The sequence below is a fragment of the Acinetobacter sp. V89_4 genome (assembly GCF_029967875.1).
Taxonomy (GTDB): Bacteria; Pseudomonadota; Gammaproteobacteria; order Pseudomonadales; family Moraxellaceae; genus Acinetobacter; species Acinetobacter oleivorans.
Map to the genome: position 1 here is coordinate 1 of NZ_JASCAI010000001.1, position 15,939 is coordinate 15,939.

Annotated in this window: 16 protein-coding genes and 1 pseudogene; 7 read left to right on the top strand and 10 right to left on the bottom strand. The window is 37.6% G+C overall.

The annotated features are described in order from the left end of the window. The 4 genes and pseudogenes from QLG01_RS00005 to rimI all read left to right on the top strand — a co-directional run. A pseudogene (locus QLG01_RS00005) lies at positions 1 to 179 on the top strand (elongation factor Tu); the annotation flags it as partial. A 206-nt stretch (positions 180 to 385) separates the two neighbouring features. Then, entirely contained in the window at positions 386 to 1,267 is an 882-nt protein-coding gene (locus QLG01_RS00010) for a metal-dependent hydrolase (protein WP_192455576.1), read from the top strand. Between the two features lie 240 nt (positions 1,268 to 1,507). After that, positions 1,508 to 2,383 carry a metal-dependent hydrolase gene (locus QLG01_RS00015; protein ID WP_282495531.1) on the top strand — a complete coding sequence of 292 codons (876 nt, stop codon included), beginning with the start codon at positions 1,508 to 1,510 and terminating at the stop codon, positions 2,381 to 2,383. A 108-nt stretch (positions 2,384 to 2,491) separates the two neighbouring features. Next, positions 2,492 to 2,947 (top strand): ribosomal protein S18-alanine N-acetyltransferase, encoded by a 456-nt coding sequence (rimI, locus tag QLG01_RS00020; RefSeq protein ID WP_013198774.1) that lies wholly within the window; start codon positions 2,492 to 2,494, stop codon positions 2,945 to 2,947. Positions 2,948 to 2,988: 41 nt separating this feature from the next. Here the strand turns inward: rimI and QLG01_RS00025 are convergent, their stop codons facing one another. The 3 genes from QLG01_RS00025 to trxB all read right to left on the bottom strand — a co-directional run bounded on the left by QLG01_RS00025 (position 2,989) and on the right by trxB (position 5,625). Continuing rightward, complete coding sequence (locus QLG01_RS00025; protein ID WP_005303129.1) at positions 2,989 to 3,804, bottom strand: arginyltransferase; 816 nt, start codon at positions 3,802 to 3,804, stop codon at positions 2,989 to 2,991. Positions 3,805 to 3,822: 18 nt separating this feature from the next. Further along, entirely contained in the window at positions 3,823 to 4,554 is a 732-nt protein-coding gene (gene aat, locus QLG01_RS00030; RefSeq protein WP_013198772.1) for a leucyl/phenylalanyl-tRNA--protein transferase, read from the bottom strand. Positions 4,555 to 4,677: 123 nt separating this feature from the next. Continuing rightward, positions 4,678 to 5,625 carry a thioredoxin-disulfide reductase gene (gene trxB / locus QLG01_RS00035; protein ID WP_004794149.1) on the bottom strand — a complete coding sequence of 316 codons (948 nt, stop codon included), beginning with the start codon at positions 5,623 to 5,625 and terminating at the stop codon, positions 4,678 to 4,680. 269 nt (positions 5,626 to 5,894) lie between these two features. Here trxB and QLG01_RS00040 point away from each other — a divergent pair, with 269 nt between their 5' ends. Together QLG01_RS00040 and rhtC are read left to right on the top strand one after the other, a co-directional pair. Beyond that, positions 5,895 to 8,936, top strand: coding sequence for a DNA translocase FtsK (locus QLG01_RS00040; RefSeq protein ID WP_192455574.1), 3,042 nt, complete (start codon positions 5,895 to 5,897; stop codon positions 8,934 to 8,936). 154 nt (positions 8,937 to 9,090) lie between these two features. Further along, complete coding sequence (gene rhtC / locus QLG01_RS00045; RefSeq protein ID WP_174740725.1) at positions 9,091 to 9,711, top strand: threonine export protein RhtC; 621 nt, start codon at positions 9,091 to 9,093, stop codon at positions 9,709 to 9,711. Between the two features lie 102 nt (positions 9,712 to 9,813). Here the strand turns inward: rhtC and QLG01_RS00050 are convergent, their stop codons facing one another. The 7 genes from QLG01_RS00050 to QLG01_RS00080 all read right to left on the bottom strand — a co-directional run bounded on the left by QLG01_RS00050 (position 9,814) and on the right by QLG01_RS00080 (position 14,851). Continuing rightward, positions 9,814 to 10,338 (bottom strand): hypothetical protein, encoded by a 525-nt coding sequence (locus QLG01_RS00050; RefSeq protein WP_192455573.1) that lies wholly within the window; start codon positions 10,336 to 10,338, stop codon positions 9,814 to 9,816. Positions 10,339 to 10,485: 147 nt separating this feature from the next. Then, positions 10,486 to 10,773 (bottom strand): PA4642 family protein, encoded by a 288-nt coding sequence (locus tag QLG01_RS00055; protein WP_003653274.1) that lies wholly within the window; start codon positions 10,771 to 10,773, stop codon positions 10,486 to 10,488. A gap of 84 nt (positions 10,774 to 10,857) precedes the next feature. After that, positions 10,858 to 11,130 (bottom strand): cell division topological specificity factor MinE, encoded by a 273-nt coding sequence (gene minE, locus QLG01_RS00060; protein WP_000896934.1) that lies wholly within the window; start codon positions 11,128 to 11,130, stop codon positions 10,858 to 10,860. Between the two features lie 2 nt (positions 11,131 to 11,132). Next, complete coding sequence (minD, locus tag QLG01_RS00065) at positions 11,133 to 11,945, bottom strand: septum site-determining protein MinD (protein ID WP_004794144.1); 813 nt, start codon at positions 11,943 to 11,945, stop codon at positions 11,133 to 11,135. 66 nt (positions 11,946 to 12,011) lie between these two features. Further along, positions 12,012 to 12,740: a septum site-determining protein MinC gene (gene minC, locus QLG01_RS00070; RefSeq protein ID WP_192455572.1), complete on the bottom strand. Its 729-nt coding sequence runs from the start codon at positions 12,738 to 12,740 to the stop codon at positions 12,012 to 12,014. A 121-nt stretch (positions 12,741 to 12,861) separates the two neighbouring features. Beyond that, positions 12,862 to 13,908: a preprotein translocase subunit SecA gene (locus tag QLG01_RS00075; RefSeq protein ID WP_192455571.1), complete on the bottom strand. Its 1,047-nt coding sequence runs from the start codon at positions 13,906 to 13,908 to the stop codon at positions 12,862 to 12,864. 16 nt (positions 13,909 to 13,924) lie between these two features. Beyond that, a complete protein-coding gene (locus QLG01_RS00080) occupies positions 13,925 to 14,851 on the bottom strand; it encodes an acyltransferase (protein ID WP_004794139.1) in 927 nt (308 codons plus the stop codon). Positions 14,852 to 15,096: 245 nt separating this feature from the next. On the opposite strand from QLG01_RS00080, the gene QLG01_RS00085 reads away from it, so the two are divergent. Beyond that, positions 15,097 to 15,750, top strand: coding sequence for an OmpA family protein (locus tag QLG01_RS00085; protein ID WP_151767738.1), 654 nt, complete (start codon positions 15,097 to 15,099; stop codon positions 15,748 to 15,750). Positions 15,751 to 15,939: the final 189 nt, after the last annotated feature.

Here is a 15,939-nt window from a genome sequence, read left to right on the forward strand (position 1 = left end):
CTGACGTAACTGGCGCAATCCAATTACAAGACGGCGTTGAAATGGTTATGCCAGGCGACAACGTTGAAATGTCAGTAGAATTAATCCACCCAATCGCAATGGACCCAGGTCTACGTTTTGCGATCCGTGAAGGTGGTCGTACTGTAGGTGCTGGTGTTGTTGCGAAAGTAACTGCATAATCACTTTCAGTGAAAAAAAAAGCGCTCTTTTTAGAGCGCTTTTTTTATATTTAATTGTCTAACAATCACTATTAAAGCTGGCCTTAACTGATATTTCAATGTCCTTATTTACCCTTAATCCTTTTTATGAAATTTGTATGATAAGAATCAAGAAAACGAACAATAAAGTTTGAGTAATTTGGATTACTTAATAAGGAGCTTTGGGTATGAATGCTAAAGTGAATATTACGAATCGCGCAGGGGCGAGCTTTCCTGTACGTCGTATGAACTTTGACTTTAATGATGTACCAGAATATTGGATGAATGGTTCTGCTGGACTCACACACTTTATGACAGCATTGTCGGCCTTGTTCCCGGCAGGTGAAAAATTCTTCATAGATAGTGTACGTGCTGTACGTTATCACCCATCTATTAAAGATGATGAAGCATTACAAAAAGAGATTAGTGCCTTTATTGGGCAAGAAGCAATGCATACTCAAGAGCATGTAAATTTTAATGCTTCTGCTCAAAAGTTTGGCCACGATGTAGAAACATTAGAGAAGTTTACTGACACGGCGATTCAAACAGCAATTAAAGCTTTTGTAAAAATTGTTAAACCTTTCGGTATGACTAAAGAAATGGTTGACCTGACAGCTACAACAGCACTTGAACATTTTACCGCTACTATAGCTTCACAGTTATTAGTTAATAAGCACATTCAAGAGTTGATGACAGACGAAACAATGTCAACCATGTGGTATTGGCATGCTATTGAAGAAAATGAGCATAAAGCCGTAGCTTTTGACGTGTACGAGGGTGTATTTGGTAAAGGTGTAAAAGCTTATGCTTTACGTACGAGTTCACTAGTATTTGCGATGACTTTAATTTTTTTGATTCAATCATCTTTTGTACTTCGTTTATTAAAACAAGACAATAAGTTGAATTTAAATGAACTATCAGTAATTTATAAATATGGATATAGCCCATCTAAAGGCATTATTACTGGTATGGCTAAAGAAATGTTAGCTTACTTTAAGCCTGGTTTTCATCCAAATGATTTGGATACAGTTGGTCTATTGAAAACATGGAAAGCAAAATTAGGTTTGTAATTTAAATCTATGTTGATCTGAAAGGGCTCATGAGTAGCCCTTTTTTCTTTTTAAGTATTATTTGCTAACCATAACTATAAGTAAGTCTATGCCCTTTTATGGGGTTATTAATGACCTCATCTGATAATTCTCTGTCCTCATCTGCACTTAATTGGTACATCGAAAGACGTATGATTATAAATATTAAGAAAATAAATAAAGTTATATGTGAATTAGCTATTCACTTAAAAGGAGTCTGAGATGAATGCTAAGGTAAATATTTCTAATCGTGCTGGTGCTAGTTTCCCTGTGCGTCGTATGGACTTTGAATTTACTCAGGTCCCACGCTATTGGGCGAATTATGATGCGGCATTAACACATTTTATGACAGCATTATCGGCCCTTTTCCCAGAAGGTGAGCAGTTCTTTGTAAATAGTACTCGTGCTGTTCGAAATGATCTAAAGCTTGCTGATCCAGATCTTCAAAAAGAAATCAGTGCTTTTATTGGTCAAGAAGCGATGCATTCGAAAGAGCATTTAGCATTTAATGCTTCAGCGCAGGCTTATGGCTATGATGTCCGCCATATGGAAAAGCAAACAGGAAAAGTCATTAAAATGGGTACGGCTGTTGTAACCAAATTAATGAAACCTTTTGGCTATACTAAAGAAATGATTGATTTGACGGGAACATGTGCGCTAGAACATTTTACGTCTACCATTGCAGCTGAACTTTTACAAAACCCTGAAATTCAGGCGATGTTCCAAGATGACACGATGTATCATTTATGGATGTGGCATGCAGTTGAAGAAAATGAACATAAAGCTGTGGCATTTGATGTGTACACAAGCATGTATGGGCAAGGTCCGAAAGCTTATTTTATGCGCTCAGCAGCTTTGATTATTGCAATGGCATTAATCTTTGCAACTCAATCTTATTTTACTGCCAAGTTACTCAAGACTGATGATAAATTAACTTGGAAAGATACGAAGTACATGCTTAAGTTTATGTATGGTCGTAAAGGTTTTATGACACGTCAAATTCCAGAGTTACTTGATTTCTTAAGACCAAAATTTCATCCAAATGATTCTGACACTACAGCGCTGTTAGCAACTTGGCGTGAAAAACTAGGTCTCTAAAAAAGATGATGAAAAAAGGGCAATTTAATTGTCCTTTTTTTTACTCGTTTTTTCTTGTGAAGTTTTTATAATACGCATTACTTTAGAACTTTGATTGTGCTGAACCCCATGATTCGTATTATGCAAAACACTGATGTTGATATTGTTGTACAAATCGAAAAATCAGTACAAACACATCCATGGTCAAGACAGCAATTTGTAGAATCTTTGAATTCTTATCAATGCACTGTCATTGAGTCGCAAAATAGAGTCGTTGGGTTTTGTATTTTACAACCAGTATTAGATGAAGCAAATTTATTGCTCATGGCCGTTGATCCTAAAATGCAAGGTCAGGGCTTAGGATATGAATTATTAAATGCATCAATTGATCAATTAAAAAATCAACCAGTACAAATATTTCTAGAAGTTCGTGAAAGTAATAAAGCTGCTATCGGTTTATATGAAAAAACAGGTTTTCACCAAATTGACCTGCGTCGCAATTATTATCCTACCCCAGAAGGGGGGCGGGAACATGCAGTCATTATGGTAAAAACCTGTACAGATGATTTTGCTTCTTTATTCTAAATTTTGATCTGAGTGCTTTTCATAAGAAAGTCAGATCAAAATTATTTAATAATTAAATTATTCCATTCAGAAGGTAATGTTGTCATAAGCGACGTACCTAACTGTTGAATTTCGTCGGGTGATAAGGATCTGTTTAAGCGGCGCCATTGCCCATCTAGTAAAAGTTCTAAAGGGGTATATTGCGACTTATAATTCATTTTAGCTGAATGTGGCACCCAGTAACCTAAATAAAGATATTCTAAACCAAGTGATTTCACGTATTCGATTTGGTTCAAAATAGAGTACACACCAAGTGATCTACGATGTTCATCTGGATCAAAGAAAGTATAAACAGCCGACAGTCCATCATCCATTAGATCGCATGTAGACACACTGATTAAACGGTTATCTTTCCAAAGCTCTAAAAAGAAACTATCTGTACAACTATGTACTAAAAATTTTTCAAACTGATCTAAGCTAGGTGGAAACATATCGCCATCAGCATGGCGTTCATTAATATAGCGCTCATATAAATCATAATGAATTTGAGCAGCTTGCTGAGTTGGCAAAACAGTCATGGTCAGATCTTGATTTCTTTTCCACGCTTTTTTCTGCATGCTGTTCATTTGGAAATCGGCAACTGGAACACGGCAAGATAAACATTGTCTGCATAAATGGCATTCAGGACGATAAACGAAGTCACCGCTACGGCGAAATCCTAAACGAGAAAGTTCTGAAAGAGTGACCACATCAATCCGATGAATAGGGTCTAAAAACACCATGCGCGCCGATTTATTTTCTAGGTAGCTGCAATCATGAGGTGGAGTAATATAATACTGCAGATCATTTAAAAGGGACTTCGGGTGATATGATTTCATGATTGGTCCCTCCTGTTATCATTCCATTAATTTTGCATCTAACGCTATTGTTTTACTTGAAAATACACGTTCTTGATACTTTTTCCAATTGATAGAGGGGTGAATAATTACATCTTGTAACGATTTTAAGTAGTCTTGACGAGAAAGTGTACAGGCTCCCAAGCTAATTAAGTGACTATTTACAAGCTGGCAGTCTACCCAAGGGAGCTGATTTTCTTGTCCAATCAGCATTAATGTATAAAAAGCCATTTTTGAAACATCAGTTTCATTACTAAACATTGACTCACCGAAGCATCCTTTGCCAATCGTAATGCCGTATAGCCCTCCGACAAGTTCGTTTTGATCCCAGACTTCCACACTATATCCATAGCCAGCATTAAACATCTCACAATAGCCCTGAATAATATCTTCGCTAATCCAAGTTTCATCTGCATAACTTCTTGGTAAAGAACATGAGCGAATAACTTCTTCGAAGGCATGATTAACCGTAATTGTATAATCATGTTTTTTCATGTTTCTAAGGAGTGACTTGCTTGGCTTGTAATTTTGAGGATAAATCACACACCGAGGCTCAGGGCTCCACCAACAAATGGGTTCATCTTCATTGAACCACGGAAATAATCCGTGGGTGTATGCTTCATATAGAGTAGAAGGGGAGAGATCAGCTCCAATACAAATTAAACCATGACCATCCGGATCGGCTTCAATCGGGTCAGGAAAAATGAATTGAGAAAGTGGAAGTGTATTCATAAAAATAAAATAAGATCAGCTTTAAGGTTATGCTATAAAAATTAATATATGTCAGCTAGTCATTATTCTAAAAAAACAGCCGTTATAAGAACGGCTGTTTTTTAAACTCTAGAAATCTATTAATTAAAGATTATCTAGATATTTTTCAGCATCTAGAGCAGCCATACAGCCTGACCCAGCAGAAGTAATCGCTTGACGATAAATGCTGTCAGCGACGTCACCAGCAGCAAAAACACCAGCTACAGAAGTTGCTGTTGCATTACCAGAAGTACCGCTTTGTACTTGGATATAGCCATCACGTAAGTTTAATTGACCATCAAACATTCCAGTATTTGGTTTGTGGCCAATTGCAACGAATAGACCATGAACCTCTACGTCTTGCTTAGAGTCATCTTGAGTTGATTTAAGGCGAACACTTGTTACACCAGTATTGTCACCCAATACTTCTTCAACTTCGTGATTCCAGATAATGCTGATTTTGCCTTCTTTTTCTTTGGCAAATAAATGATCTTGCAAAATCTTTTCAGAACGTAAGCTATCACGGCGGTGTACTAGCGTTACATGTGAAGCAATATTTGATAAATAAAGCGCTTCTTCAACAGCAGTGTTACCACCACCTACAACCATTACTTTTTGGTTTTTGTAGAAGAAACCATCACATGTTGCACATGCGCTTACGCCTTGACCCATAAAGTTTTGTTCAGACTCTAGGCCAAGATATTGAGCTGTAGCACCAGTTGCAATAATCAAAGCATCACATGTGTACTCTTCCATATCACCTTTTAGAACAAAAGGACGTACGTTTAAGTCCACTTCGTTAATATGGTCATAGACGAGTTCTGTACCAAAGCGTTCAGCATGTGCTTGCATACGATCCATTAATGCAGGACCTGTTAAACCTTCAGGATCGCCCGGCCAGTTGTCAACTTCGGTTGTTGTTGTAAGTTGCCCACCTAGTTGTAAACCTGCAATCAAAGTAGGTTTAAGGTTTGCACGTGCTGCATAGACAGCTGCACTATAGCCCGCAGGGCCAGAACCGAGAATAATTAACCGAGAATGACGAGCACTCATTGAGGGTATCCTTCTTTATTTCGAGAATTTTGAAAATTATACGTGAATTTGCCGATCAATAGCGTTAAATCAATGTGGATAATATTGATCAGGTCAATCGAATTAAGTTATATAACAATATAGAAGTGCCTCATGTTAACAACAACTGTAAAGAATCATGCACCTTTTTTGTAAGAACAGGTGCATAATATAAAGTTCATTCGTTGAAGATCTAGAATGTAGTTCTTCACATCTCTAAACCAATAATTAAATGGGTTACAGGACAGTATATGACTGCGGTGTCGAGTGTTTATGCACAGCGCTTATTGATGACATTATTCTTGGTTTCTTTTGGGATTTATATGTTTCTGGCAACAGTAACATATACACCATTTGATCCGGGCTGGATGCATATTTCCAGTGATACTCAGCAAGTATCCAATGCAAGTGGTATTGCTGGCGCATGGATTGCAGATTTGCTGTTTGGTTTTTTAGGATGGGCAAGTTTGCTTATTCCAATTTTCCTTTTTATTGAAGCAATACAGGTGTGGTGGCCACGTAGTTTTTTAAACCGCCCATTTCGTTATGCTGCACAATTCTTTTTAATTTTGGTTGTGTCTAGCCTGCTTTATTTACATTGGAATGTGCCGGCAGATACTTTAGATAATGCGGCTGGGGGAATTATTGGTTACGAGTTAGGTCAAAGCCTATCTCAATTGCTAACAATTTACGGCGCGACTTTATTCTTACTCGTTTTCGGAGTGGTTTTGTTTACTCTTGCATTTGGGGTGCAATGGAGCAAAACATGGGTTACGCTCAAAGCGACACCAAGCTATTTACAAGATTTATTTTATAAAAACGTATCACCAAACGAATCGGATTATGACTTAACAACTCAGCCTGCTAACAAAGCAGCGGCAGTTAAAGTTGCACAAAACACTGAGGCCAATGCTTCAGATGAAAAAGAAGTGCCAGTTCAATCTGAAACTACTCAATCACAACCTACAGCAACACGACATGATGCGGTTGCTGAAAGGTTATTTGCAGATGTATTAGCGAAAGAGCAGAGCCGACCTGAACCTGTAGCAGTTGAGCCAGTTGCAAATGCTCAAAACTTTGAACATACGCTTGAGCAAGCCCATAAGCTTGAAAAAGATAGCCAACGTTTAGTGGCCACGGGTGAAGTATGGCGTGCTTTACAACGTGATGATGCGAGTCATAAGCAAGAAATTGATGCACTTTTAAGAGCAGCTGATGATTCAACAGAACAAGCTCCTGCTCATGATCAATTCCAGCAAACTCTTTCACAAGTTCATCAAACTCAACCTACAGCTAAACAAGACCTACATGGTCTTGACTGGAATGATGATGAAATTTTTGATGAGTTGCTTGCTGCGGTTCCAAACAGTAAAACTGCAACAGATGTGCATACACCATTTGTTCAAGATCAACATGTAGAAGCAGAACTAACTTCGCAATCTGTGAATATTGCGAATGAAACATCTTCACCTTTATCAAATGTAAATCAGTCACCTAAAAATTTAGCAAATGAACAAGTTTTTGAAGACTTTGATGATTTATTAATAGATGAAGATATTGCGCCCGCTGAACCTGTCAGAGCAAGTAGTTATGCGCAATCTTCAGCATTTGTAAAAGCTCCTATTCAAACGACTATTCAAGCCGATAAACTTTCAAAAGAAGAGTTTATTGAGGCATGGCAGGAAACTGCTGGGAAACCTCAAGAAAATCTTGATATTGATGAAGATGATTTCGATTTAGATGCGCCATTAACAGATGCAGCTGGTCGACCAATGTCTCGTGCAATGCAGGTTGCCAAGAAACGTTTGGATTTACCAACTTTGCCAGGTCTTGATCTACTTGATAAGGTTGATCCAAATAAGAAAGTTAACTTCACTGAAGAGCAGCTTTCACGTTTATCTGAATTACTTGAAATTAAGTTACAAGAATTTAATGTTAAGGCTCAGGTGGTTGAAGCTCAACCAGGGCCAGTAGTTACCCGTTTTGAATTAGATTTAGCACCAGGTGTTAAAGCATCTAAGGTAACCAATATTTCACGTGACTTAGCCCGTTCAATGTCGATGGCCTCTGTTCGTGTAGTGGAAGTAATTCCCGGTAAACCATATATTGGTATTGAAGTACCAAACAGTGCCCGTGAAATGGTGCGTTTGATTGAACTTTTGGAAACACCAACATATCGCGATCCAAGCGCATTAATCAGTATGGCGATGGGTAAAGACATTTCAGGTAATCCAGTATTAACTGATTTAGCGAAAGCCCCACACATGCTAGTTGCGGGTACAACGGGTTCTGGTAAATCGGTTGCGGTAAACTCGATGATTTTATCGATGTTGCTTAAATATACACCTGACCAGTTGCGTTTGATTTTAATCGATCCAAAACAGCTTGAACTTGCAAACTATAATGATATTCCACATTTATTAACTCCTGTTGTTACTGACATGAAAGATGCAGTAAGTGCGTTGAACTGGTGTGTGAATGAAATGGAGCGTCGTTATAAGCTGATGTCATTCTTAAAGATTCGTAAATTAAGTGACTACAACCGTAAAGTTGAAGAAGCAATTGCGAATGGGGAAGATCTAATTGACCCAACTTGGAAACCAAGTGATTCGGCGACACAAGAACGCGCACCTCGTTTAACACCATTACCATCTATTGTGATTGTTGCGGATGAGTTTGCCGACATGATTATGCAGGTGGGTAAAAAAGCAGAAGAAATGATTACGCGTTTAGCGCAAAAATCTCGTGCTGCTGGTATTCACCTATTGCTTGCAACTCAACGTCCATCTGTTGATGTCATTACCGGTTTGATTAAAGCCAATATTCCAACGCGTGTCGCATTGCGTGTAAACAGTAAAATTGACTCGCGTACTATTTTGGATGCAGGTGGTGCCGAAGACTTGTTAGGTCATGGTGATATGCTGTTCTTAGGGCCTGGTAAAATCGAACCAGAGCGTGTGCATGGTGCATTCATTAGCGATGATGAAGTCAACCGCATTTGTGATGCGTGGCGTGAACGTGGTGAGCCAGATTATGTCGACGAAATCTTGACTCCATTTGACGAAGAACCGACTTCACGTGGTTTTGAAGAGGGTGAGGGGGGGGCTGACCGTGATGCACTTTATGATCAATGTGTGTCATTTGTTTTAGAAACTCGCAAAGCTTCTACATCGTCACTACAGCGTAAATTTAGCCTTGGTTATAACCGTGCTGCCCGTATCATTGACCAAATGGAAGAGAACGGCATTGTGAGCGCAATGGGGCCTAATGGTAAGCGAGATATTTTAGTTTAAGAACTTATCTTTATAAAAAAAGCCTCTCTGGAGGCTTTTTTTATAATTTAAATAAACTGAATCTATTTATAAAATGACTTAGAGATTTTAACGTATAGTAAAAAATGCTAATGTATTTTTCCTAAATAACAACGAATTCAATCTGGAGGAAAACATGTTAGTTGCGTTAATTACGTTAGCTTTTATCCATTTTTGTGCACTTATTACTCCAGGACCTGATTTTTTTCTTGTATCTCAAACAGCGATTAGTCGATCACGTAAAGATGCTATGTTAGTGGTTGCAGGGATAACAGCAGGGGTTATGTTTTGGGCTTGTTTGGCACTGATGGGATTAAATCTTATTTTTGAAAAAATGGCTTGGTTAAAGCAAGGTTTACTCATCGCTGGTGGCTTATATTTATGTTGGTTAGGCTATCAGATGTTGCGTTCAGCATTTTCAAAAAATCAGCAAGAAGATAATGTTGCTGTAGAGCTACCAAAAGCACCTTACTTATTTTTTATTAAAGGCCTGATAACCAATCTATCAAATCCTAAAGCTGTTATTTATTTTGGTAGTGTTTTCTCTTTATTTTTAGCCAATCCTCAACTTGATCAAGTTCATTGGCTGCTCTTTATTATTGTCACAGTCGAAACAATTTTATGGTTCTGCTTTGTGACTTTTATTTTTTCATTACCAAGTTTTAGATCAGCTTATCGTAATTTTTCAAAATGGATTGATGGTATTTCAGGTGGTATTTTTACCGTATTTGGTATTTTCCTCATTGGAAATCGATAAATTGAGATAAGAAAAAAGCCTCTTGAAGAGGCTTTTTAAATTACTAAATTTTAATATTTTTAAAATATTAATAAGTTAAATTTTAGATCACTTAGGTAGGATTCATATAATAAAACTGATAAGAATCAGCAGCCACATGATAGAACCTATAATAATTAAAATGATTTGAGGTGTATTGAATTTTTCTTGCTCAATCGTTGTTTCTATTTGTTTTTGTGTATAGTTCAACGCTTTAAAGGCTGGGATTAAAAATATAATGCTGCAGAGAGAGATAAGCCAGTAAGGATCAGGTAGGCGAACCAGTAAAGATGTAATGAGATATCCTAGATACATCCAACCTGAAGAGAAGTCATGAGGATATTCTTGTTCTTTTGAATAGGTTTTTATTCGATTAAATAGTGAATATAAAAATAATATAGAAAAAATTGCACGAGCAGCGGGCATAATATTTAACTTATCTTTGATTAGAAAAAATCGCCATGCTTTAAACATCCACCAAATTTGGTATAGACCAAAAGAAATGAAGGATAGAAAGATAAACTTATTAAGGCTAATAACTTTTAAATTTTCTATATGGTTTGATTGGATAGATTGTGTTTGATTTAAATTAATAGGTTCTGGATTCATGAATTTATATTTAGAATGAAATAATGCTGATGACTTTAAGATTATTTTTTATAAAAGTAAATAATTTAGATATTTGAATGAACCACATAATCTATCTACTAAATTTTACTAAGATAGATTATGCAGTCTTATTCAAATAAAAAAAGCTTAAGCAAACTTTGCTAGAACTTCTAAAAATGGTGCTGATTGACGTGGAAACTTAGCAATCACATCATGGATGCGTTGGCCTTCAGGGTCTTTGGCATTAATATCGCGTCCGTCCGCAATAAATTGAGTCAAAAGACGTTCATAGTCTGTTGGACGCATATGTTTGAATGCATGGTAGAGCACATGAAAATCTGCGTTCACACCCGCTGGCGGAAGTTGGTTGAGGTAGGCAAAAACACGCTCATCGGACCATTCTTCATTGAAAGTTGCTGGCTGTGATAATGCCATGACAATCTCCTCAGTTTTAAAAAAGGCAAAATAACTTGCGTTATTTTGCCTTGATTCTGTTTTATTGAATAGTCAGAAATAGAATTATCGTTCTTCAGGTAAATTGATATTCATTTCTAACATTTCGATATTAGCTTCAGAGCGAACCTGCATTTGGATATGCTGTTCGCCTACACCGCTGACATAACGACTAACCACTTGCATGATTTCTTTCTTCATCTGATCAATCTTGTCTTGGCTTAAACGACGGCCTAAACCTTGTTCAGAAGCAACAATAACTTTCAAACGATCTTTGGCAGTTTGAGCACTTGATGGTTTTTCTTCACTGCTAAATAATTTACTCCAGAATCCTGCCATATCTACGCTCCAAATAGTCGTGCTAACCAGCCTTTAGGTTGAGCTGTGATGTGTCTATAAGGACGATCTTCACCAAGAAAGCGAGCAACCAAATCATCATACCCCTGACCAGCTTTAGTTTCTGAATACAGAATTACTGGCTTACCTTCGTTTGATGCTTGTAATACACTTGGACATTCTGGAATAACACCTAATGTCGGTACGCGTAAGATATCTTTAGAAATATCATCAATGGTCAGCATTTCCTGACGGTCTGCGCGTTCAGGGTTGAAGCGTGTAATACATAAATGTTTACGTATACGTCCTTCGTTTTGTTCAACCTTTTTGGTTTTGCTATCTAACATACCAATAATACGGTCAGAGTCACGTACTGAAGAGATTTCAGGGTTTGTTACAATGATTGCTTCATCTGCATGATACATGGCTAAAATTGCACCACGTTCAATACCAGCAGGTGAGTCACAAATGATGTAATCAAATTCTTGAGATAGCTCATCAATAACACGAGCAACACCATCGTCGCTCAACGCATCTTTATCACGTGTTTGTGAAGCTGGTAAAATATAAAGGTTTTCGATATCTTTATCGCGAATAAGGGCTTGCTGCAGACGTGCTTCGTTGTTAATTACATTGACAAAATCATAAACAACACGACGCTCACAACCCATAATTAAATCAAGGTTACGTAAGCCTACATCAAAATCAATCACAACAGTTTTATGACCACGAAGGGCTAAACCTGTTGCAAAAGATGCGCTCGTTGTAGTTTTACCTACACCACCTTTGCCTGATGTTACGACAACAATTTTGGCCACCGAATCCACTCCTATTATGGTCATTCACCCTTAAAAGGGCTGTTTTTTGGTGATTTGCTTAATAAACTAAAGTTCAATCGCTTCAAATTCAAGCTCTTGCTTTTCATTTAAATAAATATGTACTGGTTTTTTTACCACATGTTTAGGGATATCATCTGCGACACAATACGTTCCGGCAATGGAAACGAGCTCAGCCTCTAAAGATTGGCAAAAAATACGTGCAGCTGCGTGCCCGCCCGCACCAGCAATGACTCTACCACGAACTGTGCCATAAATATGTATATTTCCTGATGCAATCACTTCAGAACCACTATTCATGCCAGCTTTTAAAATAATATCGCCGTTATCTTGTACGAGGGATTGGCCTGTACGTAAAATTTCATCATGATAAGAGGTAATATGAGCAACCGCTATCTTGTTTAGTGGTTTTTTTGTTTCTGCTGAAGATGATGCAGTAGCGGTAGCAGGTTTTTCTACAATTGCGACTTGTTCTGTTGTGGCTTTAATACGCTGTAATGGTTGATCTGCCGGTAAAACAGGGAATTGAATAGCGCGAGCTTCATCTCCTAAAATACCGTCGATTACCGCCATAGGCTGTAGACCCAAGCTCACCAGAAGTTGAATTAATGCAATTAATTCTTGCTCAACTGTACTATCAATAATTACCAAAGTTCCTTGATAGGAACCTTCATTTAATATATTTGATAATTGCTGGCGGATCACATCATGATCATTGGTATCGAAGGTTATCCTGCTAAAGTTAACCATTCTGCCGGTAATCCGGATATCAGCCATAAGTCTTCCTTCAAGGCGTTAAAACGAGCTGTAATATCGTTAAGTTTATTGTAAATAGAGCAAATGCTAGAACAAATCGTGCCAATTCTCTAGCGTGTTTAATAAAAAATTAAGTAAATGCTTATTCTTTGATTCGATCATACTCCGCAAGCGTTTGTTGCCATTGTTTGACCTTGACCTGTTTTCGTACAGATTCCAGTGTCTCGAACACGACAGATTCAACCAATTGCTCAAGCTGACGATTATTAATATTTATTTCACTCACTTTTTGAGAAATTAACTGATAAGTAGAATTCGGACTGTTTGGTGATCCCTCAATTAAAGGTTCAATTAAACCTGCACTAATATTTTCACCTAATCTTTGGCCAATACTCTGAATTTGCTGTTCAATACGACCACCCACTAAAGGAATTAAGCGTAATAATTGGGTTAGCTCAGGTGTGTCTGCTATGGCCTGATCTACAATTTTCCCAACGCCTTTTGTAATTGCCGGTTTTTGTTCTTTTAAAGCAGTCGCTAAAGACTCTTGTAATAATGCTGTTAGGGTAGCAGTAAATTGCTCACGATGATGATTAACTAAGTCGTGAATAATCTGTTTATGGCTAGAACTGGTTTGAAGTTCATATCTAATGCCATCAATCACTGTAATAACAACACGATCGGAAAGTTCTTCCATGACAACACGATAGTAAAATAATCCAGTCTTTCGCCAGCTTTCTGGAATAACTCGATAGCCCATTTCGTGTAAACGATAAGCAATAATCCCAGCTCGGAACAAACGTAGAAAACGAAGCTGAGGAATAATGGCTAAAATTTCATACCAGTGAATAAAAGGGAAAAAGAACCAACGTTTATGGTGTTTATTGATGATTGCAATGCTCCAGCGCACAAGCAGCTCAACAATTAAAAAACCAATAAACCAAGCTTCTGATGTGATCACCCACGGGTGTAATGAATTACGGTAAAAGCTCAATATCTGGGGCAAATGAATGTGTTCAAAGAACCATGCCCCAATACTGCTCATTAAAAAGAAATTTGTAGCAAGACAGAACAGGTTAAAAATAATAATAAACACCATAAAGATGTCATAGATCAAAAACAGCTTAAACGAAAGGCTGTTTGGATCTACATGATGATATTTCGTTTTTTTCCCAGCGCTGTTTTGCATAATAACGGATGCTTTCTTAAATATTTGTAGAGGTATATTGAGATTTCATTTGCTCAATAAGTTGATCTTTTTCGGTCCAGATTTCATGCACCCATTGTTGGAAACGTTCACGGTAAACCGCATCGTCTTCATAGTTGCCGCCAAGAACCCAGTCTGGAATTTCAATTTTACGCAAATTTACTGCAATTCTTGAAACATCACCGAGCCAGAAATCGCTATATCCAGGGACACCATTTGGATAGACAATTGTCATATCAACTAAGGCATCAATTTTGTCACCCAAAATATTCAAGGCAAGTGCCAAGCCACCTGCTTTTGGTTTAAGCAAATGCTTATATGGCGATTTTTGCTGGTCATGTTTTTCTTGAGTAAAACGAGTACCTTCTAAATAATTCAATAATGTGAAGGGCTGACTTAAAAGCTGCTCGCAGGCTTTACGTGCTTCCATCATGTCACGGTCTTTGAGCTCAGGATTCTTTGCAACCTGTTCTTTAGTGTGACGTTTCATCATCGGGAAACCTAGAATTTTAAAAGCTTGCCCAACGAAAGGAATAAAGATGAGTTCCCATTTGGTAAAAAAACGGGTGAGTGGCATACGGGTTAAACCAAAATATTGATTCACCGTTGTATCAACCCAACTTTGGTGGTTACATGTCATGAGGTAACGACCTTGCATATTTAGGTCAAGTCCATCATCAATCGTGATATCCCATTTTAGATTTGGTAAAACATGGTCAATTAACCAATTATTTACCCCTAACCAGCTGTTTGTAATTTGAATATTAGTTTCATCTATTTTAGATGATTTTTTTAAAAGCTTAGTCAGACCTAGTGCAAGAACAGGTGGACCATGGAAAAACGTACTTCCTGTAATGACTGTACCTACAGTGAGTCCACGTGTAATTTTTTTTAGCGCAGATTGCTTATTGGGTGCAGTTGACATATGAATGACCCCGAATGTCTAAAATCCATAGAAAAGTTGTTCAACTATAACTGTCATAATATGAAATACAACGATATCTTAGACAACAATGAAGAAATTGTGATGAGGTAGCATCTTAAAGTGCATCAAAATATTACAAAAACATAACTAAACTGTTTATTATTAACAAAATATCAATGTTTTATACTTCCTTTTTGTTTCATTATTCACTCAACAACAAAACACTCAAAGTGAGGAGGCATGCAATGCGTGCATTAGTTATTTCAACAGTGGTAGGGGCAGCAGTAGTACTTTCTGGTTGTCAAACAACAGGTAACAACCTTGGTGGCGTTGAATACGATAAAGCCGCATTAGGTACATTAATCGGCGCAGCAGCTGGTTACGGTATTTCTAAATCAAGTGCAAACTCTAGCCGTCAAAACAACCGTGCTGCAGCAATTGGTGCAGTTCTTGGTGGTGCTAGTGGTTTATACCTTGACCAAAAAGAGAAAAAATTACGTCAACAAATGGCTGGTACTGGCGTAGACGTTGGCCGTAATCCAGATGGTTCTGTTCAATTAATTATGCCTGGTAGCATTACTTTTGATACAAACAAATCAAACATCAAGCCAAACTTCTACTCAACTTTGAACAAAGTTGCTCAAACTTTGGCTGAAGATAACAAGAGTGCAATTCTTGTAACAGGTTATACTGATAACACTGGTAATGATTCAATTAACATTCCATTATCACAAGCACGCGCTCAATCAGTACGTAGTTATTTAGCTAGCCAAGGCGTATCTGCTAGCCGTATCGACGCGCAAGGTTTTGGTTCATCTAACCCAATCGCAGATAACTCAACTGCATCTGGCCGTGAACAAAACCGTCGTGTAGAAATCAGCATTTATGCTAAACAATAAGATTTAGTTTATTGTTTCAAAAACCACCTTCGGGTGGTTTTTTTATGGGTGCAGTATAGGAAATAATCACGACATTCTGCGGCGCATAAATTGCATTATTAGACATCATTTATACATATCCATAGATTTACTATTGGGATTCTAAAACAGAGATGACTATAATCATGCTCGAAAAATTAAGAGGTAATA

Bases quoted from the DNA above. Each gene is read 5' to 3' on its own strand.
- QLG01_RS00010 (WP_192455576.1), top strand. From the start codon at position 386: ATGAATGCTAAAGTGAATATTACGAATCGCGCAGGGGCGAGCTTTCCT.
- minE (WP_000896934.1), bottom strand. From the start codon at position 11,130: ATGGCAGGATTCTGGAGTAAATTATTTAGCAGTGAAGAAAAACCATCA.
- QLG01_RS00080 (WP_004794139.1), bottom strand. From the start codon at position 14,851: ATGTCAACTGCACCCAATAAGCAATCTGCGCTAAAAAAAATTACACGT.
- QLG01_RS00025 (WP_005303129.1), bottom strand. From the start codon at position 3,804: ATGAAATCATATCACCCGAAGTCCCTTTTAAATGATCTGCAGTATTAT.
- rimI (WP_013198774.1), top strand. From the start codon at position 2,492: ATGATTCGTATTATGCAAAACACTGATGTTGATATTGTTGTACAAATC.
- rhtC (WP_174740725.1), top strand. From the start codon at position 9,091: ATGTTAGTTGCGTTAATTACGTTAGCTTTTATCCATTTTTGTGCACTT.
- QLG01_RS00040 (WP_192455574.1), top strand. From the start codon at position 5,895: ATGACTGCGGTGTCGAGTGTTTATGCACAGCGCTTATTGATGACATTA.
- QLG01_RS00055 (WP_003653274.1), bottom strand. From the start codon at position 10,773: ATGGCATTATCACAGCCAGCAACTTTCAATGAAGAATGGTCCGATGAG.
- QLG01_RS00015 (WP_282495531.1), top strand. From the start codon at position 1,508: ATGAATGCTAAGGTAAATATTTCTAATCGTGCTGGTGCTAGTTTCCCT.
- QLG01_RS00050 (WP_192455573.1), bottom strand. From the start codon at position 10,338: ATGAATCCAGAACCTATTAATTTAAATCAAACACAATCTATCCAATCA.
- trxB (WP_004794149.1), bottom strand. From the start codon at position 5,625: ATGAGTGCTCGTCATTCTCGGTTAATTATTCTCGGTTCTGGCCCTGCG.
- QLG01_RS00075 (WP_192455571.1), bottom strand. From the start codon at position 13,908: ATGCAAAACAGCGCTGGGAAAAAAACGAAATATCATCATGTAGATCCA.
- QLG01_RS00085 (WP_151767738.1), top strand. From the start codon at position 15,097: ATGCGTGCATTAGTTATTTCAACAGTGGTAGGGGCAGCAGTAGTACTT.
- aat (WP_013198772.1), bottom strand. From the start codon at position 4,554: ATGAATACACTTCCACTTTCTCAATTCATTTTTCCTGACCCGATTGAA.
- minC (WP_192455572.1), bottom strand. From the start codon at position 12,740: ATGGCTGATATCCGGATTACCGGCAGAATGGTTAACTTTAGCAGGATA.